The organism is Kitasatospora sp. NPDC059160, assembly GCF_042755465.1.
Classification (GTDB): Bacteria; Actinomycetota; Actinomycetes; order Streptomycetales; family Streptomycetaceae; genus Kitasatospora.
Map to the genome: position 1 here is coordinate 104,292 of NZ_JBHZCN010000009.1, position 20,411 is coordinate 124,702.

The 20,411-nt window shown below is 74.5% G+C and carries 16 protein-coding genes; 5 read left to right on the plus strand and 11 right to left on the minus strand.

Going from position 1 to position 20,411, the window contains the following annotated elements; all coding sequences use genetic code 11:
* Positions 1–69 precede the first annotated feature (69 nt).
* The 6 genes from ACFXOZ_RS05915 to ACFXOZ_RS05940 all read right to left on the minus strand — a co-directional run bounded on the left by ACFXOZ_RS05915 (position 70) and on the right by ACFXOZ_RS05940 (position 6,620).
* Positions 70–1,464 (minus strand): ABC transporter substrate-binding protein, encoded by a 1,395-nt coding sequence (locus ACFXOZ_RS05915; RefSeq protein ID WP_380587774.1) that lies wholly within the window; start codon positions 1,462–1,464, stop codon positions 70–72.
* An 82-nt stretch (positions 1,465–1,546) separates the two neighbouring features.
* Positions 1,547–2,443 carry a carbohydrate ABC transporter permease gene (locus ACFXOZ_RS05920; protein WP_380531221.1) on the minus strand — a complete coding sequence of 299 codons (897 nt, stop codon included), beginning with the start codon at positions 2,441–2,443 and terminating at the stop codon, positions 1,547–1,549.
* A complete protein-coding gene (locus ACFXOZ_RS05925; protein WP_380408295.1) occupies positions 2,440–3,360 on the minus strand; it encodes a carbohydrate ABC transporter permease in 921 nt (306 codons plus the stop codon). The genes ACFXOZ_RS05920 and ACFXOZ_RS05925 overlap by 4 nt, the downstream gene beginning before the upstream one ends.
* A 215-nt stretch (positions 3,361–3,575) precedes the next feature.
* Positions 3,576–4,337 (minus strand): SDR family NAD(P)-dependent oxidoreductase, encoded by a 762-nt coding sequence (locus ACFXOZ_RS05930; protein ID WP_380531225.1) that lies wholly within the window; start codon positions 4,335–4,337, stop codon positions 3,576–3,578.
* The gene (locus ACFXOZ_RS05935) at positions 4,334–5,887 is read right to left on the minus strand and encodes an MFS transporter (protein ID WP_380587777.1); all 1,554 of its coding nucleotides are present in this window, start codon (positions 5,885–5,887) and stop codon (positions 4,334–4,336) included. Before ACFXOZ_RS05935 ends, ACFXOZ_RS05930 begins: the two co-directional genes overlap by 4 nt.
* A 154-nt stretch (positions 5,888–6,041) precedes the next feature.
* Positions 6,042–6,620, minus strand: coding sequence for a TetR/AcrR family transcriptional regulator (locus tag ACFXOZ_RS05940; protein WP_380587780.1), 579 nt, complete (start codon positions 6,618–6,620; stop codon positions 6,042–6,044).
* A gap of 157 nt (positions 6,621–6,777) precedes the next feature.
* Between ACFXOZ_RS05940 and ACFXOZ_RS05945 the strand changes: the two genes are divergently transcribed.
* Positions 6,778–7,245 (plus strand): DoxX family protein, encoded by a 468-nt coding sequence (locus ACFXOZ_RS05945; protein WP_380531233.1) that lies wholly within the window; start codon positions 6,778–6,780, stop codon positions 7,243–7,245.
* A gap of 3 nt (positions 7,246–7,248) precedes the next feature.
* On the opposite strand, the gene ACFXOZ_RS05950 is transcribed toward ACFXOZ_RS05945, so the two are convergent.
* The 4 genes from ACFXOZ_RS05950 to ACFXOZ_RS05965 form a co-directional block, all read right to left on the minus strand.
* The gene (locus ACFXOZ_RS05950; protein ID WP_380531236.1) at positions 7,249–7,545 is read right to left on the minus strand and encodes an MTH1187 family thiamine-binding protein; all 297 of its coding nucleotides are present in this window, start codon (positions 7,543–7,545) and stop codon (positions 7,249–7,251) included.
* Positions 7,546–7,664: 119 nt separating this feature from the next.
* Positions 7,665–8,741, minus strand: coding sequence for a Fic family protein (locus tag ACFXOZ_RS05955; RefSeq protein WP_380587784.1), 1,077 nt, complete (start codon positions 8,739–8,741; stop codon positions 7,665–7,667).
* A gap of 16 nt (positions 8,742–8,757) precedes the next feature.
* Positions 8,758–9,516, minus strand: a complete 759-nt coding sequence (locus ACFXOZ_RS05960; protein WP_380587787.1) for a DUF6426 family protein — start codon at positions 9,514–9,516, stop codon at positions 8,758–8,760.
* A gap of 180 nt (positions 9,517–9,696) precedes the next feature.
* Positions 9,697–12,786 (minus strand): AAA family ATPase, encoded by a 3,090-nt coding sequence (locus ACFXOZ_RS05965; RefSeq protein WP_380587790.1) that lies wholly within the window; start codon positions 12,784–12,786, stop codon positions 9,697–9,699.
* A 230-nt stretch (positions 12,787–13,016) separates the two neighbouring features.
* On the opposite strand from ACFXOZ_RS05965, the gene ACFXOZ_RS05970 reads away from it, so the two are divergent.
* From ACFXOZ_RS05970 to ACFXOZ_RS05980, 3 genes are all read left to right on the plus strand, one after another.
* Positions 13,017–15,923 carry a LuxR C-terminal-related transcriptional regulator gene (locus ACFXOZ_RS05970; RefSeq protein WP_380587793.1) on the plus strand — a complete coding sequence of 969 codons (2,907 nt, stop codon included), beginning with the start codon at positions 13,017–13,019 and terminating at the stop codon, positions 15,921–15,923.
* A gap of 285 nt (positions 15,924–16,208) precedes the next feature.
* Complete coding sequence (gcl, locus tag ACFXOZ_RS05975; protein WP_380587796.1) at positions 16,209–17,990, plus strand: glyoxylate carboligase; 1,782 nt, start codon at positions 16,209–16,211, stop codon at positions 17,988–17,990.
* 148 nt (positions 17,991–18,138) lie between these two features.
* Positions 18,139–18,627, plus strand: coding sequence for a glutathione peroxidase (locus ACFXOZ_RS05980; RefSeq protein ID WP_380530817.1), 489 nt, complete (start codon positions 18,139–18,141; stop codon positions 18,625–18,627).
* Positions 18,628–18,673: 46 nt separating this feature from the next.
* On the opposite strand, the gene ACFXOZ_RS05985 is transcribed toward ACFXOZ_RS05980, so the two are convergent.
* Entirely contained in the window at positions 18,674–19,609 is a 936-nt protein-coding gene (locus ACFXOZ_RS05985) for a LysR family transcriptional regulator (RefSeq protein WP_380530814.1), read from the minus strand.
* A 96-nt stretch (positions 19,610–19,705) separates the two neighbouring features.
* Between ACFXOZ_RS05985 and ACFXOZ_RS05990 the strand changes: the two genes are divergently transcribed.
* Positions 19,706–20,410 (plus strand): succinate dehydrogenase cytochrome b subunit, encoded by a 705-nt coding sequence (locus ACFXOZ_RS05990; RefSeq protein ID WP_380587799.1) that lies wholly within the window; start codon positions 19,706–19,708, stop codon positions 20,408–20,410.
* Position 20,411 lies beyond the last annotated feature (1 nt).

Consider the following 20,411-nt stretch of genomic DNA (forward strand, 5'->3'; position numbering starts at 1 on the left):
CGGGACGGGGACGGCCCGCCGGGCGCGGGGTGCGCCGGGCGGGCCGTCGGTCTGGGCGGGTGACCGGCCTCAGCCGACCGAGCTGTTGTAGCTCTCGATCGCGGGCTGGAGCTCCTTGGCCGCTTCGGCGAGCGCCTGCTGGGCGGTCTTGCTGCCGGCCACGGTCTGCTCGATGGCCGTCTCCACGCCCTTGCGGGCCTGCGGCATCACGCCGAGCAGGCAGCCGGCGGTGGCCGGGGTGGGCTTGGTGGCCTTCAACTGGTCGATGGCCGTCTGGAACTGCGGGTACTTGCCGACCCACTCCTTGTCCTTGGGGTCGTCCAGGGACTTCTTGTTGACCGGGAAGTAGCCGGTGCCGGTGTGCCACACGGCCTGCTGCTCCGGGCTGGTGGCGAACTTCTCGAACTCCCAGGCGGCCCGCTTCTCCGCGTCCGAGTGGCCGGGGCCGCTGATCCACAGCGAGGCGCCGCCGATCGCCGGGCCGCCCTGGTCGGCGGCCGTCACCTTCGGGAAGGGCGCGGTGCCGACGCCGAACTTGGCGGCCTCGGTGTAGCCGCGCAGCACGCCGGTGGACTCCAGGTGCATGGCGACCGTGCCGGACTTGAAAGCGGCCTGGGCGTCGTCGGTGACCCGGCCGGTGTTGGCCGCGTAGCCGCCCTTGACGAGGTCGGCCCACCACTGGACGATCTGCGCGCCCTGGGCGGAGTCGAACACGACCTTGCCCGCCTTGTTGCTGCGGCCGTTGTCGTTGTCGCAGTACATGGTGCCGGACTCGGCGAGCAGCTCCTCGACGAACCAGCCGTAGATGGCGGCGCCGAAGCCGTAGCGGACGGTCTTGCCGTCGGCGTCCTTCTTGGTCAGCTTCTTGGCCAGGTCACCGAGCTCGTTGAGGTCCTTCGGCGGCTGCGCCGGGTCGAGGCCGGCCTCCTTGAAGGCGTCGGTGTTCAGGTAGAGCAGCGGCATCGAGGAGTTGAACGGCATCGAGACCAGCTTGCCGTTGGCCGAGTAGTAGTTGCGGATGTTGGGGTCGAGGTCGTCCAGCGAGTAGCCGTCCTTGTCGGCGAAGGCCTGGGCGGGGACGGTCTGCTTGGAGTCGATCATGAAGCGGGTGCCGATGTCGTAGACCTGCACCAGGGCGGGGGTGCCCTTCTGCTGCACCGCGGCCTTGTACTTGGTGACCAGCTCGTCGTACTTGCCCTGGAACTGCGCCTTGACCTCGATCTTGCCCTGGTGGGCTGCGTTGAAGTCCTTCACCAGGCCGTTCAGCACGTCGGCGTTCTTGCCGGTCATCGAGTGCCAGAACTCGACGGTGGTGACGCCGGAGGCCTGGTCGAGCGCCTGGGCACCGGGCGCCCCGGCGTCGGCGGAACCGCCCGAGCCGGCGTCCGAGCCGCTGGAGCTGCAGGCGGTCAGGGACAGGCCGGCCACCAGCAGGGCCGCGAGCGCGCGTGCACTCTTCTTCACGAGGGTTTTCTTCTTTCCGGTTGACGAACGGGATGTACGGGCGGGATGTACGGCGGGATGTACGGGCGGAGCGGGTGCGGGCTCAGCGGACGGCGCCCGCGGTGAGGCCGCGGACGATGAAGCGCTGGCCGAAGACCACCAGGGCGAGGGTGGGCAGCAGGGAGAGCACCACGCCGGCCAGGATCAGGCCGGGGTCGGCCATCTCGGCGTCGCGCAGCGAGGTGAGGCCGATCTGCAGGGTCTGCATCTCGGCGGTGCGGGTGATGATGAGCGGCCAGAAGTACTGGTTCCAGGCCGACAGGAAGACGTAGATCGACAGCGCGGCCAGGGCCGGCTTGTTGAGCGGCACGACGATCCGCCACAGGAACCGCCAGTGCCCGGCGCCGTCGATCCGGGCCGCGTCGCGCAGTTCGCCGGGCAGTTGGCGGAAGGCCTGGCGCAGCATGAAGGTGCCGAAGCCGGAGGCGAGGAACGGCAGCACCAGGCCGAAGTAGGTGTTGCCGAGGCCCCAGCCTGACAGCGTCAGGTAGTTGGGGATGATGATGGCCTCCCAGGGGACCATCAGCGTCGCCAGGAACAGCCCGAACACCGCGGCCCGCGCCTTCATCGGCAGGAAGACGAAGGCGTACGCGGCCAGGATCGAGGTGACCAGCTGGGCGAGGGTGATGGCGGTGGCGGTGATCGCCGAGTTGGCGTACTGCCGGAACAGCGGGATGGTGTCCACCGCGCCGGAGAAGTTCCGGCCGGTCACCGAGTGGGGCACCAACGCCGGTGGGTAGGAGGCGAGTTCGGACGGCTCCATGAAGGCGCCGACCACCGCGTAGTACACCGGGAAGGCCACCGTGACCACGGCGACGGCGAGCAGCAGGTAGACGGCGGCGCGGCCCAGCAGGTCGCGCGGGGAGCGTCCGGCGAGGGGGCGGACCCGCGGACGGGGCGGATCGGCCCGGACCTCGGCCTCGGTGACGACCGTGCTCATGCGTAGTGCACCTTCCGCTCCAGGACGCCGAACTGGACGGCCGTGCAGGCGAGGACGACCAGCAGCAGCACCACGGCCTGGGCGCTCGCCGTGCCGAAGTCGCTGGAGCCGTAGGCGAAGGCCTTCTCGTAGACGGAGTAGACCAGGGTCCGGGTGGAGCCGTCCGGCCCACCCTTGGTGAGGATGTGGATCTGGCCGAAACTCTGCAGTGCGTGGACGGTGGAGACCACCGTCAGGAAGAACAGGTTCGGGCCGAGCATCGGGACGGTGATCGAGCGGGCCAGCCGCAGGCCGGAGGCGCCGTCGATCCGGGCCGCCTCGACGACCTCGCCGGGGATCGAGCCGATGCCCGCCGAGAGCACCAGTACGTTGTAGCCGAGGTTCATCCAGACCGTGGTCAGGGCCACCGAGAACAGCGCGTACCGGGATTCGGTCAACCAGCCGACCGGCCCAAGGCCGAGGTGCGACAGCAGGCCGTTCAGCACCCCGCTGGCCGGGTTGTAGAACACCGCGAAGACCACCGAGGCGCTGGCCACCGAGAAGGCGAAGGGCAGCGCGAAGGCGGAGCGCAGCAGCCGTACGCCCCGGATCCGGTTCTCCAGCAGCAGCACCAGCACCAGCGCGCCGAGCACCCCGGGCACCACGGTGAGCAGGGTGAACAGCGCGGTGGTGACCAGCGTCCGGCCGAAGTCGGCGGAGGCCAGCAGGTCGGTGTAGTGCTTGAAGCCGACGTAGCGGGAGGGCGCGCCGAAGAGGTCGTTGGCGTGTCCGCTGAGGTAGATCGTCCGTCCCAGCGGATAGCCGATGAACAGGACGAAGACCACCAGGGAGGGCAGCAGGAAGGCCCAGGCGAGCCCGTGCTCGCCCCATCGGCTTCGACGGCCCGCGAGGGGCACGGGGTGCGGTGCGGTCGGCATCGGTGGCACGTCCGCCTTTCGTGTGTTGGTTCCGGCCGAAACCGTGTCCTGCCCGAACGACGGCGCGGGAACCCCGCGGTGATCAACCGGTGTCCCCGGGATTACGCGTTCGCGTCAGATTTCGGCCGGTCGTGCGCGCAACAGCCGCTCCAGGAACGCCGAACGGCTCCGACGACCCCTTGGCGAAGGGGTCGTCGGAGCCGTCACGGGCGGGCTCAGGCGGTGACGCCGCCGTCCAGCACCAGGTCGGCACCGACGGTGTAGCCCGCCTCGTCCGAGGCCAGGTACAGCACGGCGGCGGCGATCTCGGCGACCGCGCCGGCCCGGCCGACCGGGACCTCGGCCTTCATCCGCTCGCTCTTGGCGGTGTCGCTCTCGCCGGGGCGGGTCGACATCGGGGTGTCCACCGGGCCCGGGCTGACGGTGTTGATCCGCACGCCCTCGCCGATGTGGTCACGGGCGGCGGAGCGGGTGAGCGCGGTGACGGCGGCCTTGCTGGCGTTGTAGGCGCCCGCGCCCTCGGCCCGCTTGTGGACGCCCAGGTTGGACGAGACGTTGACGATGGCCCCGCCGCCGTGGGCCCGCATGTGGCCGATCTGGTGCTTCATCGCCAGCAGGGTGCCGGTCACGTTGACCTCGAAGACCCAGCGGAACTGGTCCTCGTCGATGTCGGCGACCGGACCGGCCGCGCCGAACACCCCGGCGTTGTTGACGGCGACGTCCAGTCCGCCGAACTGCTCGACGACCTCCCGGACCAGCCGGGCGGCGTCCTCGCCGTTCGTCACGTCGCCGGTCAGCGCGACGGCCTTGCCGCCGGCCCGCTCGATCAGCTCGACGGTCTCGGCCAGCGGGCCGAGGCTGCGCCCGGCGACCGCGACCCGGGCGCCCTCCCCGGCGAAGGCGAGCGCGATCCCCCGCCCGATGCCGCTGCCGCCGCCGGTGATGAGGACGGACTTGTCGGCGAAACGCGTGCTCATGAGCTGAACTCCTTGGTCCGAGTGGTGCATTCAGGTGTGTGGGTGGTGCTCTTGGTTGTGGTCTTGGTGGTGCTCTTGGTGGTGGTCGTGATGGTGGTCTCGGCGATGGTCTCGGTGGTGACCTCGCCGGTGGCCCCGGTGACACCGGTGGCACCGGCCCGGGGCAGGACCGCGACCGCGACGGCGGTCAGGGCCAGCCCGGCGGCGGCCGCGGCGAAGGCCGCCGCGTAGCCGCCGACGACGGTCGGGCGGGTGGCGGCGAGGGCCATCAGGGCGGCCAGCCCGGCGGTGGGGCCGAGCTCCATGGCGGTGTTGAGGACGCCCGCCGCCAGGCCGGTGCGTTCGGGCGCCACCCCGCCGGTGGCGAGCACGGCCGCCCCGGCGAAGGACGCGGCGGCGCCGGCGGGCAGCAGGAGCAGTCCGGGCAGCAACCCGGCGGGGTAGCCACTGGCGGGGTCGAGCCCGGCCAGCAGGGCGAGTCCGGCCGCCTCCAGGGCGAGGCCCGCGGCGGTGACCGGCACCGGACCGTACCGGGCGGTCAGCGGCCCGGCCAGCCGCCCGGACAGCAGCAGGGCGACCGCGTACGGCACGAACGCGGCGGAGGTGTCGGCCGCGCTCCAGCCGCGCAGTTGCTGGAGGTAGAGCGAGAGCAGCACGAAGGCCAGGGCGGTGCCCGCGGAGGTCGCCATCACGGCGACCAGGGCGGTGGCCCGGCGGCGGTCGGTGAGGAAGCCGGGCGGCAGCAGCGGGTCGACGGTGCGGCGTTCGGCGGCGGCGAAGGCGAGCAGCAGGAGCACGCCGCCGGCGAACGGTGCGAGCACGCCGGGGCTGCTCCAGCCGTGCTCGGTGGACGCCACCAGGGCGTAACTCGCCGCGCAGACACCGGTGGTGGCGAGGAACGCGCCGCGCAGGTCCAGTGCCGGGCGGCGGCTCGCGGGGGCGGGTCCACGGTCGGGGTCGGGGCCGGATGCCGGGACGGCGGCGGGTACGGGCTCGGGCAGGGTGCCGGAGCGGAGCAGGCCGACCAGTGCGACCGCGACGGGCACCGCGAACAGCCAGCGCCAGGAGACCACGGCGCTGACCGGGCCCGACACCACGCTGCCGGCCGTCGCACCGAGTACCGAGAGTCCGCCCCAGGTGGCCATCGCCCGCCGGTAGGCGGCGGGTTCGGGGTGCAGCCGGCGGACCACGGCGACCGCCGCCGGGGCGGCGAGGGCCGCGCCCGCGCCCTGGACGAAGCGGCTCGCCAGCAGGACGGGGTAGTCCGGCGCGAGGGCGCAGGCGACCGAAGCGGCGGCGAGCAGCGCCAGGCCCCAGCGGAGCACCGGACGGCCGCCGTGACGGTCCGTCAGTCGCCCGCCGAGCAGCAGCAGGGCGGCGAAGGAGAGGCCGTACGCGGCGCTGAGCAGCAGGACGTCGGACGGGCCGAGCCCGAGCTCCCGGGCGACCAGGGGCAGCGGAACGGTGAGGATCATGATCGTGAAGATCAGCACCGCCTGGACGACACCGAGCAGCGCGAAGCTCCCCCGCGCCGTCGTGGTGACACTCATGGATTCCCCCCACACCAAATTTTTAAGAACGTTCGGTCCAAAATAAAGGCAGCAAAAGCCGGTGGAAGCCGACGGAAGACGATGGAGGACGGCGCAGGACGCCGGGCCGACCGAGCCGGAGACACCCCCGTGGGCCTCCGGTCCGGACCGGCGCTCAGTCCAGCAGCGCCAGCGCCTGCTCGGCGGCGTCGCGCACCCGGGGCCCGCCCTCGGCGGTCTTGCCCACCACCCGGATCCCCTGCAGCAGCACCACCAGCATCCGGGCCAGCGCCCGCGGCTCCCGCCCGGCGGGCAGTTCGCCCTGGGCCCCGGCGCGCAGCAGGGCGGCGGTCAGCGCCGTCTCCAAGTGGTCGTAGCTGACCTCCACCCGGCGGGCCGCCGCCTCGTCGTGCGGGGCGAGTTCGACGGCCGTGTTGGTGATGAAGCAGCCGCGCCTGCGGTCCTCGCCCCCCATTCCCGCGTATCGGCGCACCAGGGCGCGGACGGCCGGCAGCACCGGGCCGGGCTGGGACAGCTCGGCCAGCAGGCCGGGGTCGTGCTGTTCGTTGTAGCGCTCCAGCGCACGCAGGTAGAGCTCGTGCTTGCTGCCGAAGGTCGCGTAGATGCTGGCCCGGGCGATGCCCAGCCCTTCGACCAGGTCGGCCATCGAGGTGGCCTCGTAGCCGCGCCGCCAGAACAGTTCGAGAGCTGCCTGGAGCGCCGCGTCCGGGTCGAATTCCTTGGTCCGTGCCATGACCGGAACAGTAGCCCTTTTGAGACCGCTCGGTCAAGAAAGAGCGAGGAGTGGTCCAGACCGTTATCTGACGGAGCATTGCCAAGTGGACTAGACCAAGCCTACCCTTACCGCCCCGTCCCTCCTTCTCCCCCACACCCGCAGGAGGCGTTCCGGCATGCCCGCACACATCCCCCCGAACCCCCGGCAGGCCGTCGAGGCCGCGCGACCGCTCGTCCTGACGGCCTTCCGGATCGTCGTCGGCCTGCTCTTCGCCTGCCACGGAGCCGCCGCGCTGTTCGGCGTCCTCGGCGGCACCAAGGGCGGCGGCAGCATCCCGGCCGGCCAGTGGCCCGGCTGGTGGGCCGCACTCATCCAACTCATCGGCGGCGTCCTGGTGTTGCTCGGCAGCGGCACCAGGACGGCCGCGCTGCTCTGCTCCGGCTCGATGGCCTACGCCTACTTCACCGTCCACCAGGAGCACGCCCTGCTGCCGCTGCAGAACGGCGGTGAGGCCTCGGTGATGTTCTGCTGGGCCTTCCTGGCCATCGCGGTGCTCGGCTCCGGCCCGTACTCCCTCGACCGGCTGCTCGCCGCCCGCCGGCCGGCCGCCGAGCCCAGCCCCCAACCCACCTCGACCGGCTGAGCCTCAGCCCTCCGCGAGGTACCGCTCGACCGTGGCGACCTTGGCGGTGAGGCCGTCGGTGACCCCGGCCCGGTCGTCGATCTTGATGACCGTGCTCACCCGGTCGCCGTACGCCTTCACCGCCTCGATCGCCGCCCTGATCACCGGCATGACCTCGTCCCACTCCCCCTCGATGCTGGTGAACATCGCGTCCGTCCGGTTCGGCAGCCCGCTCGCCCGCACCACCCGCACGGCCGCGGCCACCGCCTCCCCCACGTCCTCGCCGATCCCCAGCGGGGTCACCGAAAAAGCTGCGATCACGGTCCGTACTCCCTACCACCCGACGACAACGGCCACGGCCCGGAGGCGACTCCGGGCCGTGGGCCAGGCTAAGGCGTGTCGGGACCATCGGCCGTGGCGCGGCGCGCGTTCCACGGGCCTCACCCGACGGGGGATCCGTAGGGGGCATCCAGCAGTGCCAGGGCTCCGGGGTGGACCAGCGCGCCCGGCAGGCGCGGGTGGGGGGCCAGCACGCCCGCCGCCAGCAGCCGGTCGAGGGCCGGGGCCGGGTCGTGCGGGACGCGTCCGCGCAGCCAGTCCGCGGAGACCGCCGGGCCGGCCCGCAGCCAGGTCAGGACGGCCGTCTCGGCGGCCCCTCCCCCGGCGTGTTCGAGGGCCCGGTCGATCAGGGCTCCGTAGGCCTCGACGGTCGCGGTGCGGTGGCGGGCGGTGTCGGTGACGGTCCGGGCGAACAGCTCGCCCCAGACCGACCAGTGGCCGTCCGCCGCGGCGACCACCGCCTCGTCGTGCTCGGCCCGGTGCCGCTCGACCCAGCCCTCGATGTCGAGCAGCAGCCCCGGCAGCAGTCCGGCGCCCACCAGGTCGCACTCGGCGAGCAGCCGGGCCGTCCGGCCGTTGGCGTCGGGGAACGGATGGATCGTCAGCAGCCGGACCATGCCGAGCGCCGCGGCGTCCAGCGGCGGCGAGGTGGTCCGGGTGCCCCACTCGTACCAGCGCCGGACGTGGTCGCGCAGTTCGCCGCCGGGCCGGACGGCCATCACGAAGCGCCGCCCGTCCGGCCAGTCCACCCTGGAGCCGCCCCGCCGGAAGCCCCCGCCGTCGGGGATGTTCGGGTCCCCGGCGACGAGCATCCCGTGCAGTTCGGCGAGGGCCTCCGGGGTGAAGCAGGGACGGCGGTCGGGCCGTTCGGCGCGTTCCGCGCGGACGGAGTGCACGGCGACCAGGGCGGCCGAGGCCCGGGCCTCGGCGGCCGCGGCGACCAGGGCGGTCACCTGGTCGCCGGTCAGACCGGCGAGGTGGCGGTGGTGCATCTTCAACCGGTAGCGGGGACGGTGGAACAGGTCGGGGTCGCCGAGGTGCCGGCGGACGGCCGCGTCGAGCGCCGCCAGGGCGGTCCCCGCGGCGGTGCGGGCCGCCGCGGGGACCACCTCGGCGTCCAGCGGCGGCACGACGGGGACGACCCGCCGTACCGCCGGACCGGAGGAGTGGAAGGACATCAGGACGGGACCGGCCTCAGCAGGAGCGTCCGGTCGCGATGCCGGTCGGGGCCGTGACGTTCACGTACTCGACGTCGTACGCGCGGCCGTTCCAGGTGGTGATCTGGTAGGTGACGGTCTGGTACTCGACGTAGAGCGCCCAGGTGTCACCCGGGTTGAGCGTGATGTCGATGGACTGGCTGCGGGTGAGGTTCGTGTTGAGCTTGGTCCCGAGGGCGGCCGTGAGCACGTCGCCGGCCTTCGCCGTGAGGTTCGCGCTGGTCTCGAAGTTGATGGTGTAGCCGATGGTCTCGGCGTGCTTCTCCGGGATCTTGCTGCCGTTGCGGTAGCAGTTCTGGCGCTGCTCCCAGGTCTTGCCCGACGACCAGACCCGGGCGTTGTTCCCGCTGTCGCCGCCGCTCCCGCCGCCGCCCCAGCTCATCGGGGGGATGTTCGGGTCGGCCGGGGTGGGCGGCCGGGTGGCCCTGCCGTCGACCTCGACCCTGGGCAGGGTGGTCGGACCGGTCACGACGACCGGCGGCTCGCTGACGTTGGTGCCGGGGACGATGACGGTCTCCTCGCCGCCACCACCACCGCCACCGCCGTAGCCGCCGCCCGGGTCGCCGGGGAAGCCCGGGTCCGGGTCGCCCGGTTCGGGCGTGGGGTCGTCGTCGCACGTGGAGGTGTGGTCGTCGGCACAGGAGGCGTACGCCGTGAACGGGGTGACGACCGCCGGCACCGCGGTGAGGACGGTGGCGCCGAGTGCGGCGGCCATGGCCATGTTTCTGAGCTTCACTTCTGCTCCGGGAAGGGGATGGTGGGAACTCCGGGGACGGGACGGGTGATCGGCGTCCGGGGTGTGCCGAGCCGCGCGGGAGGCGGCTCGGCGCGCCCGTTCCGGCGACCGGCGTCCAGTCTTCGCGCCGGCGGCCACCACAGCATTGGGGAAACCCCTACGACCGGCCGACCCGCGCGCTCAGCGGGAGCCCGCGGGTTGGTTCCCCGGCGCGCCCGCGGGGGAGAGCGCGGCGGCCAAGGCGATCCTGGACCGCACTCCGGCCCGGCGGAAGATCCGGGTGAGGTGGGCCTCGACCGTCTTCGGCGACACCGCCAGGGCGCGGCCGATGTCGTTGTTGGACAGGCCGAGGGCCACCATCCGGGCGATCTCCCGCTCCCGCTCCGACAGCGCCGCCGGCGCCGTCCCCGCAGCCCGGGCCGGACGCGGCCGGCGCGCGCCCAGCCGCCGCTGGAGGTCCACCGCCTCCCGGTGGAGGCGGCGCGCCCCCGAGCCCTCGGCGAGCGCCTTGGCCCGGTTCGCCTGCTCCAGCCCGGCCGCCTGCTCGCGCGGTCCACGGGTGGTGAGTTCCGCGGCGAGCAGCAGCCGGGCCCGGCACTCCATCGGGACCAGCCCGCCGGCCCGGAACGCCGCGACCGCCTCCCCCAGCGCGCCGACCGGATCCGGCACGGCGTAGGACCGGGCCAGCGCGGCGTACCCGCGCTGGCCCGGCAGGCCCGGCAGCAGCACGTCGCAGGACGCCCGGTCCGCCCACCCGCCGGCCTGGTCGCGGTCGCCCAGGGCCGCGGCGGCCCGGGCCGCGTGGGCGTACCAGATCGAGCTGGCCGGCCGGGCCCCGCCGTGGTGCCGCGCGTGTCCCACCGCCGACCGGATCAGCTCCAGGCCCTCCCCGGGCCGTCCCTGCTCCAGCCGGACCTCGGCGAGGATCCCGGCGGTGGCCGTCCAGAACCGGCCGCCCGCGCCGCCGAGTTCCCGCACGGCCCGCTCCGCCGTCGGCGCGGCGGCGTCCGGACCGTCCCGCAGGATGGTGGCCCAGGCCTGGAGGGCGAGCGCGAAGCCGAGCAGGGCCGGCCGGTCCATCCGCCGGGCGTCCCGCTCGGCGTCCCCGGCCGACCGCAGGGCATCGGTCAGCCGTCCGACGCCGACGGCGGCGTAGGCGTGCGCCAACCGCAGGTGCGGCAGCACGACCAGCTGCCCAGCCGTCCGGGCGAGCCGGATCCCGCGCGCCGTGTGCCGGAGCGCGTCCTGGTGCCGCTCGGCGAGCGCCTCGGACCAGCCGAGTTGGGCGAGGGTGTCCAGGAGCGGGACCAGTTCGGCGTCGCCCGTCGAGTCCACCAGGGCGCCGGCCTCCCCCGCGCGGCGCAGCAGCGCGGGGACGTCCCCGGCCAGGGCGCCGCAGTGGGCGAGGCGGACGGTGGCGGCCGTCCGGAGCCGGCGGTCCCGGACGTCCACCGCGTGCCGGAGCAGCTCCTCGGCCAGGGGCCGGGCGCGGTGGTGGGCGTTGCGCAGCAGCGCGACCGTGCACAGCTCCAACCGCAGCGGGCCGGCCGGCCCGGTGGCAGAGGCGGTGCCGGCCCGGGCCGCGCTCGTGGTGTCGGCCCTGGTCGTCTCGACGGCCCCGGCCCCGGCCCCGGCCCCGGCTCCGGTTCCGGCCGTACCGACCTCGGGCCCCGCCGTCAGGGCGAGTTCGGCAGTCAGGAGGGCCTCCGCCCGGCCGTACTCGCCGAGATGGCGCTCGATCATGGCGTGGAAGAGCACCAGCTCGGTGTCCGCCCGGGTGCGCGGCGCGCCGGGCGGCCGGGCGATCCGCCGCAGCAGGTCCCGGCACTCACGCAGCCGCCCGGCGGCTCCGAGGGCGCGGGCCAGGGCTGCCGTCAGCTGCGGCCGCAGCCCCGTGCCGTCCTCCCGCACCAGGCCCAGCGCCGTGCCCAACCAGGCCGCGGCGGCGCCCGGTTCGGTGTCCCGCACCTGCTCCGCCGCCGCCGCGAGCAGCTGGATCGCGGCGAGGTCGCCCGGTTCGGCGCCGCGGGCGAGGTGGGGTGCGCACCGCGCCGGGTCGGCGCCCGCCTCCCGCAGGACGCGGGCGGCGCGGGCGTGCGCGGCCCGGCGCCAGCCGTGCGGCGCCTCGCGGTAGACGACGGCGCGCAGCACCGGGTGCCTCAGTCGGCAGCGCCGCCCCTCGGTGTGGTCGACGCGGACCAGGTCCAGGCCGATCAGCCGGTCGAGGGCCAGGGCGGTTGACTCCCTTTCACCGGTGGCTGGTTGGGGAGGTTCGCCGGGGCCGGCCGGGCCGGTCGTGGCTGCGGGTGCGGCCAGCTCGGTGAGGTGCGCGGGGTCGAAGTCCTCGCCCAGCACGGCGGCGGCCCGCAGGACGGCGCGCTCCACGTCGTCCAGCGGGGCGAGTTCACGGGCCAGTGCGGCGCCCGCCACGGCGACCGCCTCGTCGGACAGCAGCCACGGGGTGACTCCGCCGGGCGGCCGCAGCGGCCCCGGTGACCGGGCCAGCACCCGGAGGTAGAACGGGTTGCCGTCGGCGGCCTCGTGGCGGGAGCGCCGCCGTTCGGCGTCGGTGCCGGGACCGGGCGGTCCGGCGGCCGGGGTGTGCGGCAGCGGGCCCGGCCGCAGCCGCTCCACCCGGTAGGCGTCGTCGGGCTCGGCGAGGCCCGCGGTCAGCGCGGCGGGGCGTTGGCGGGGGCGCAGCGAGCAGACCAGGATCAGCGGCACCCGTGGGCGGGGGCGGTGCAGCAGGTGGGCGAGGAGGTGGACGGAGGCGTCGTCGGCCCAGTGCAGGTCGTCCAGACAGAGGGTGAGCCGCCGGCCGGCGTCGGCCGCCGTCCACAGCAGGTCGGCGATGCACCGGCGCAGCTGCGGTCGTCCCGGATCCGCCGTCGACTCCGCCCGTTCACCGTCGGGTTCATCGGCCGCGAGGCCGGTCAGCAGGGCCAGGTCCGCCGGGTCGAGGGCGGCGGCGACGCCGGGCAGTTCCAGGGCGCGGGCGACCGGTGCGCGGAAGAGCCCGTACGGCCGCTCCCGATCGGCTGCCGGCACCCGGCCCGCCAGCACGGTCAGTCCGGCCCGCTCGGCCAGGGCGCGCCATTCGGTCAGCAGCCGGGTCTTGCCGATGCCCGGCTCCCCGGCGATCTCCAGCAGCCAGGGTCCGGCGTGGGTCCGGGTGGTGAGGACGCCCCGCAGCCGGGCGACCTCCCGTTCCCGGTCGTTCAGGGGCTCTTCCGCAACGGACGGCCGTGTCCGGTCCAGGGGCGTGCCCATGGGTCCCTCCCTCTCCACGGGTGGTAGCAGCGGGGCACAGCCTGCTCGAACGCGGATCCGGAATCGTCAGGGGAAGCACGTAATCTCTGTACGTATCTCCCGCGCCGCCGGTGTCGGGGCGCTCGCGTGCTGTCCCCGGCCGCGCCGGCCCGGTCGCGTCCGGCGGTCGCCGGGCCGGGCTGCGGCCTCCCGGTGGCATCGACGTCGAAGTGGGCATGGTGGGTCAGAACGTGAGTGGGCCGGGCGCTTCGGAGCGGGACGGTTCGCGGGCCGGCGGCCCGGGCGGGCGGCGGGCGGCGCACCCGGAGGCGGGGCCGGTACCGGGCGCCGGGGCGCGCCTGGTCGGGCGGGAGGCCGAACTCGCCCTGCTCGCCGGGGCATTGGAGGAACTGCTGCACGGCCAGGGACGGGTGGTGGAGATCTCCGGGGAGCCGGGCAGCGGCAAGTCCCGCCTGGCCGGGGCGCTGGTGGAGCTGGCCTCGCGGCGCGGCCTCCCGGTGGTCCGGGCCCACGCCCTGCGCGGGGAGACGGCTCCGCTGCGGCTCTTCCGGGACGCCTGGACCGCCCGGCCGGCCGACAGCGGGAGCGACCGCCCGTTCGAGGACGTCGGCAACCGGCTCGCGGACTGGGCGGCGGGGTACGTCGTGGTCCTGGACGACGTCCACCGGTGCGATCCAGCCTCGGCCACGGCGCTGGTCCGGCTGGTGCGGTCCGCGGCGCCCGCCCCGTTCCTGCTGGCCCTCGCCCACCGCCCCGGGCAGAGCCCGCCCGAGCTCCGGGAGGCGCTGGAGGCCGGGACCCGGACGGGAGCGGTCACCCGGATCGAACCCGGCCCGCTCACCCCCGAGGCGGTGGCCGCGCTGCTCGCCGACCGGCCCGCCACGGCCGGTCCCGGAGCACGCGAGCGGCTCCGACTCCCGCACCACGCGGCCGGGTTGTGCGCGGCGGCCGAGGGCAACCCCGGCCACCTGCAGTTGCTCCTCGCCGCGGACTGGCACCCCGACCACTGGCCCGACCGGGCCGGCACCGACACCGCCGGACTGCTCCGGGCCGCGGCACCGCTGATCGCCGAGTTCGACGCGCTGTCGCCCGGGGCCGTGCTCACGGCCTCGGCCGCGGCCGTGGCCGGCAGCCCGTTCCGGCCGGAGGACGTCGCCCGGCTCTCCCGGCTCGGAACGGAGCAGACCCTGGACGCGCTCGCCGAACTGGAGGACGCGGACCTGGTGCGCCCCGCCGACTGGCGGGGCCGGCTGGCCTTCCGCCACCCCGTCGTCGGCCATGTCGCCCACGAGCGGGCCGGGGCGTCGTTCCGGCTGCGCGCCCACCGGCGCGCCCTGGAGCTCAGCACCGGCCGGGGCGGCCGGGCCCGCGACCGGGCCAGGCACGCCGAGCACCTGCTGGGCAGCGACGCCGCTCTCGCCGCGCGCACCCTGGCGGACGGCGCCGCGGAACTCGCCGCCGAGGAGCCGGCCACCGCCGCGCACTGGCTCCGGCTCGCGCTGGAGGCGCTGCCCGACGCCGGGGCGGACCCGGCCGTCCGGGCCGAGCTGGAACTCGCCTGCTGCCGCGCGCTGATCGCCTCCGGCCAGCTGGAGGAGGCCCGCACCCGGGCGCACGAGCTGCTGGGCCGCCGGGCCGGGACGCTCGACCCGCGACAGCTGCTCCGGGCGCACGCCGTCTGCGCCGGCGCCGAACGCCAACTCGGCCGGTACGCCGAGGCGTCGGCGATCGCCGAGGCCGCGCTCGGTGCCCTCCCCCGGCCGCTGCCCGCCCCGCTGCCGGCCGAAGCCGCCGAGCTGGTCATCGAGTACGGGCTGGTCAACGTCCTGCGCGGCACCCACGACCAGGCACGGGCGCTGCTGCGGCAGGCCACCCGGACCCGGGCCGAACCCGACGGCACCCACGAGGCGGACCGCACCGTGCTCCGGGTCCTCGACGCGCTCTGCGTCACCCACACCGGCGACCTGGCGGAGGCCGTCGCCGGGGTCGCCCACTGCGCCCGGCTGGTCGACGCCCTCCCGGACCCACTGGCCGGCCGGACACCGGAGACCCTCGCCCTGCTCGGCAGCGCCGAGCTGTACCTGGAACGGTTCACCGACGCGGCCCGCCACCTCAGCCGGGGGCTGACGGCCGACCGCAGGGGCCCCCGCCGGCCGGTCCTGCTGCACCGGCTCCTCGGACTCGCTATGGCCGAGCAGTGGACCGGCCGGTTGGACGCCTCCCAGCAGCACGCCCGGGACGCCGAGGACCTCGCCCACGCCCTCGGGGTGCGGCCCGCCGTCGCGCTGGCCCGGGCGATCCGCGCCACGGCCCTGGTCTGGGCCCGCGGCCGCGGGTACGCCGACGACGCCGTCGCCCTGGCCGAGGAGGCGGCCGGCTCCGCCCCGCCCGGCCACAGCTGGTGGGCCGCCTCGGCGATCGGCCTGCTGGCCCACGCCCGGCTGCTCGCCGGGGATCCGGCCGGGTGCCGGCGGACCGTGCTGGACGGCGGCGACGGCGGACGGCTGCCGCAGGTCCGGCCGTTCTCCCGGCCGTTCCTGCTCGCCCAGCTGTCCACCGCCGCGCTGGAGTGCGGGGACCGCGCGGAGGCCGGGCGCCTGGCCCGGACCGCCGAGGCGGAGGCCGGGCGGCTCGGCCTGCCCGTCCAGGAGGCCCACGCCCGGTACGCGCGGGCCCGGCTCCACCAGGCGGACGGGGAGCACGACGCCGCCGCCGCGCTCTTCGGCCGGGCCGCGGAGGCGTTCCGGACCGCCGGCCTGCCCGTGCAGTACGCCTGGACCCTGGCGACCGGCGCCCGCTCCTTCCACCAGGCGCACGGCCCGGCGGAGGCGCTGGTCCGCCTCGACGCCGCCGAGGCGGTCGCCCGTGCCCGTGGCGCGCGGCTGGTCGGGGAACGGGTGGCCCTGGTCCGTGCCGAGCTGGCCGCGGACGCCCGTACCGCCCACCCGCTCGGCGTGCTCAGCGACCGCGAGCGGGAGATCGCCGAACTGGCCGCCTCCGGGCTGCGCACCCGGGAGATCGCCGAGCGGTTCTTCCTCAGCCCCCGCACGGTGGAGACCCACCTGTCCCGGATCTACCGCAAGCTCGGCGTCCCGTCCCGGCTGGCCCTGTCGGAACTCCTGCGCCGGCTCGGGTAGGGCCGGCCTCGCGCCCGCCGGGCCGGCGCCGTTCCTTCACCGGCACTGCACGCCGGCTGCGCGATCCGGCGCGGAGCCTCCGCTTCCCCGGGTACACCAGCGCGAGAGCTGTGCACTCGTCCGAACGACTCCCCCGTGTCGGCTTCCACATTCTGTTGAAGTCCCCTTGACGCCCCGCCGGGCCCGACCCTACCGTGTTTCCACATACAGAAACCGTTCTTCCGTATGGTGGAATTCAGGAGATGAGCCCTCCGAGCCACTGCGGGCCGACGCAGGAGAGACCCGATGCCTCGTATGACAGCCGCCCGCGCGGCCGTGGAGATCCTCAAGCTCGAAGGCGTCGACGTCGCCTTCGGTGTCCCGGGTGCCGCCATCAACCCCTTCTACGCCGCCCTCAAGGCCTCCGGCGGGATCAGGCACACCCTGGCCCGGCACGTCGAGGGCGCCTCGCACATGGCCGAGGGCTACACCCGTGCCAAGGCCGGCAACATCGGCGTGTGCATCGGCACCTCGGGCCCGGCCGGCACCGACATGATCACCGGCCTGTACTCGGCGATCGCCGACTCCATCCCGATCCTGTGCATCACCGGCCAGGCCCCGGTCGCCCGCCTCCACAAGGAGGACTTCCAGGCCGTCGACATCGCCTCGATCGCCAAGCCGGTCACCAAGGCCGCCACCACCGTCCTGGAGGCCGCGCAGGTCCCCGGCGTGTTCCAGCAGGCCTTCCACCTGATGCGCTCCGGCCGCCCCGGCCCGGTCCTGATCGACCTGCCGATCGACGTCCAGCTGACCGAGATCGACTTCGACCCGGAGGCCTACCAGCCGCTGCCGATCTACAAGCCGGCCGCCAACCGGATCCAGATCGAGAAGGCCATCGCGCTGCTCCAGGAGTCCGAGCGCCCGCTGATCGTGGCCGGCGGCGGCGTCATCAACGCCGACGCGGCCGACCTGCTGCTGGAGTTCGCCGAGCTGACCGGCGTCCCGGTCGTCCCGACCCTGATGGGCTGGGGCATCGTCCCGGACGACCACGAGCTGAACGCCGGCATGGTCGGCCTGCAGACCTCGCACCGCTACGGCAACGAGAACTTCCTCGCCTCCGACTTCGTCCTCGGCATCGGCAACCGCTGGGCCAACCGCCACACCGGCGGCCTGGACGTCTACACCGCGGGCCGCACGTTCGTCCACGTCGACGTCGAGCCCACCCAGATCGGCAAGATCTTCGCCCCCACCCTCGGCATCGCCTCCGACGCCAAGGCCGCGCTGGAGCTGTTCGTCCAGGTCGCCAAGGAGCTCAAGGCCGCCGGCACCCTCAAGGACCGCAGCACCTGGGCCGCCTCCACCCAGGAGCGCAAGGCCCAGCTCCAGCGCCGCACCCACTTCGACAACGTGCCGCTCAAGCCGCAGCGCGTCTACGAGGAGATGAACCGGGCCTTCGGACCGGAGACCCGCTACGTCACCACCATCGGCCTGTCCCAGATCGCCGGCGCGCAGATGCTGCACGTCTACAAGCCGCGGCACTGGATCAACTGCGGCCAGGCCGGGCCGCTGGGCTGGACCATCCCGGCCGCGCTGGGCGTCGCCACCGCCGACCCCGAGGGCCAGATCGTCGCGCTCTCCGGCGACTACGACTTCCAGTTCATGGTCGAGGAGCTGGCGGTCGGCGCCCAGCACCGGATCCCGTACGTCCACGTCCTGGTGAACAACTCCTACCTCGGCCTGATCCGCCAGGCGCAGCGGGGCTTCGACATCGACTTCCAGGTCAAGCTGGAGTTCGAGAACATCAACGCGCCGGAGCTGGGCGTCTACGGCGTCGACCACGTCAAGGTCGCCGAGGGCCTGGGCTGCAAGGCGATCCGGGTCACCGAGCCGGAGGGCCTGCTGCCGGCCTTCGAGGAGGCCAAGAAGCTGGCCGCCGAGTTCCGCGTCCCGGTCGTGGTCGAGGCGATCCTGGAGCGGGTCACCAACATCTCGATGTCCGCCGCCGACATCGACAAGGTCAACGAGTTCGAGGAGCTGGCCACGCTCCCCGAGCACGCGCCGACCGCGATCAAGCCGCTGGCGCTCTGAGAACACCGCCCGGCGGGGGCGTACGAGCCGCTCCGTACGCCCCTGCCAGGCGGAACACCGGCGGGGCCGGCGCGGTTGAGCTGTCCGGGGCCGCTAGCGTGTGCCCGGGCGAGACCCCCGCTGCCGATCTGCCGAAAGGACCACCACCGTGAGCCTGTACGACATCCCGCTGCACACCCTGTCCGGCGAGCCCGCCTCGCTGGGCGACTTCAAGGGCAAGGCGCTGCTGATCGTCAACGTCGCGTCCAAGTGCGGGCTGACCCCGCAGTACACCGGCCTGGAGAACCTCCAGAAGCGGTACGCCGAGCGCGGGTTCACCGTGCTGGGCTTCCCGTGCAACCAGTTCGCCGGGCAGGAGCCGGGCAGCGCCGAGTCCATCCAGAGCTTCTGCTCCACCACCTACGGCGTGACCTTCCCGCTGTTCGAGAAGATCGACGTCAACGGCGACGACCGGCACCCGCTCTACCAGCAGCTGACCCAGGTCGCCGACGCCGAGGGCGCGGCCGGTGACGTCAGCTGGAACTTCGAGAAGTTCCTGATCTCGCCGGACGGCACCGTGGCCGCCCGGATCCGGCCGCGGACCGAGCCGGAATCGGCCGAGCTGATCGCCGCGATCGAGGCCGTGCTGCCGGCCTGACGCCGCCCGTCCAGGACAAGGGCCGCCTCCGGGCGGCCCTTTCCCTTTACAGCAACAGCCTTGTTCCGGGCGGGAGTTCGCCCGCCCGGGCGGCCTCGCGCAGGTGCTCCAGCAGGGTGGCGCGCAGGGCCTCGGCGGCCCGGGTGAGCGGCACCTCGTGGCCGTGCGCGACGGCGATGGTGCGGCCCAGCCCCGGCCCCGCGAAGGGTGTGACGGCCAGCCCCGAGCGGGCCGCCACCATCCCGGGCACCACGGCGGGCCCCAGCCCGGCCCGGACGAAGCCCAGCACCGCGTCCATCTCGCCGCCCTCGACCGCGAACTCCGGCTCGAAGCCCGCCGCCCGGCAGGCCGCCAGGGCCGCCTCCCGCACGTCGTAGCCCTCCCGGAACATCACCAGCGGCCGCCCGTCCAGCTCGGCCACCCGCACGGTGCGCCGGGGACGCCGCCCGCCGCCCGGCGGCTCGGCCGAGACCAGCACCAGCGCCTCGTGCAGCAGCTCGGTGACGGCCAGGGCGGGCGCCGCCTCCCCGCTGGTCGGGGTGATGATCAGCGCGAGGTCCAGCTCCCCCGCCGCCAGCCAGCGCACCAGGTCGCGCGAGCCGCCCTCGCGCACCCCGAGCGCGACGCCCGGGTAACGGTCCCGGAACACCCGCAGCACGTCCGGCACCAGGCTGGTGCACAGGCTCGGCGGCGCGCCCAGCCGGACCCGGCCGCGGCGCAGCTGCACCGTCTCCTGGACGGCCAGCCGCGCGCTCTCGGTGTCCGCGAGGATCCGGCGCGCGAGCGGCAACAGGGCGTCCCCGGCGTCGGTGAGGGCGATGTTGCCCCGGGTACGGTGGAACAGCTCGGCCCCCAACTCCCGTTCCAGCGAACGGATCTGCTGGGAGAGCGAGGGCTGGGCGACGTGCTCGGCCTCGGCGGCCCGGGTGAAGTGCCGGGTCTCGGCGACGGCCAGGAAGTAGCGGAGTTGCTGGAGCTGCACACCACCAGGTTAAGCCGCGACGATAGGCCCCGGCTATCGTCACCAGCCGCAGCATGTCTTGGACGCACCCTGGCCGCCGTCCCTACCGTTGCTGCCATGACAACCGCGACTCGGACGGCCCGGCATCCGTCCACCCTGGTGACCCTGTGGCGGTCGACCGTCGGCAAGAAGGCGGTCATGGCCGTCACCGGACTGGCGATGCTGCTGTACCTGGTCGCGCACATGCTGGGCAACCTCAAGGTCTTCTTCGGCCCCGACGACATCAACGGCTACGCGGCCTGGCTGCGCACCATCGGCCAGCCCTTCCTCGGCCACGAGTGGTTCCTGTGGATCGCCCGGGCCGGCCTGGTCGCCGCCGTCGTCCTGCACGGCGTCTCCGCGTACCAGCTCAGCCGCCGGGACCTCGCCGCCCGCCCGAGCAAGTACGTGCACCGGCGCCGCCGGGCCAGCTACGCGACCCGCACCATGCGCTGGGGCGGGGTGATCCTCGGGCTGTTCATCGTGTGGCACATCCTGGACCTCACCACCCTCACCGTGAACCCGGTCGCCGAGCACGGCCACGTCTACCAGAACGTCGTGGGCACCTTCGGCCGCTGGTACAGCGACGTGTTCTACATCCTCGCGGTGGTGGCCCTGGGCTTCCACGTCCGCCACGGCTTCTGGAGCGCCGCGCAGACCCTCGGCGCCAACAACGCCCGCCGCGACAAGGCGCTCAAGCTGACGGCCGACGGCCTCGCGCTGGTGCTGACCGCGGGCTTCCTGTCCGTCCCCCTCGCCGTGATGTTCGGAGTGGTGAAGTGAG

Coding starts and splice junctions, on each gene's coding strand:
- ACFXOZ_RS05965 (WP_380587790.1), bottom strand. CDS start 12,786: ATGGGCACGCCCCTGGACCGGACACGGCCGTCCGTTGCGGAAGAGCCC.
- ACFXOZ_RS05990 (WP_380587799.1), top strand. CDS start 19,706: ATGACAACCGCGACTCGGACGGCCCGGCATCCGTCCACCCTGGTGACC.
- gcl (WP_380587796.1), top strand. CDS start 16,209: ATGCCTCGTATGACAGCCGCCCGCGCGGCCGTGGAGATCCTCAAGCTC.
- ACFXOZ_RS05945 (WP_380531233.1), top strand. CDS start 6,778: ATGCCCGCACACATCCCCCCGAACCCCCGGCAGGCCGTCGAGGCCGCG.
- ACFXOZ_RS05920 (WP_380531221.1), bottom strand. CDS start 2,443: ATGAGCACGGTCGTCACCGAGGCCGAGGTCCGGGCCGATCCGCCCCGT.
- ACFXOZ_RS05940 (WP_380587780.1), bottom strand. CDS start 6,620: ATGGCACGGACCAAGGAATTCGACCCGGACGCGGCGCTCCAGGCAGCT.
- ACFXOZ_RS05955 (WP_380587784.1), bottom strand. CDS start 8,741: ATGTCCTTCCACTCCTCCGGTCCGGCGGTACGGCGGGTCGTCCCCGTC.
- ACFXOZ_RS05925 (WP_380408295.1), bottom strand. CDS start 3,360: ATGCCGACCGCACCGCACCCCGTGCCCCTCGCGGGCCGTCGAAGCCGA.
- ACFXOZ_RS05930 (WP_380531225.1), bottom strand. CDS start 4,337: ATGAGCACGCGTTTCGCCGACAAGTCCGTCCTCATCACCGGCGGCGGC.
- ACFXOZ_RS05935 (WP_380587777.1), bottom strand. CDS start 5,887: ATGAGTGTCACCACGACGGCGCGGGGGAGCTTCGCGCTGCTCGGTGTC.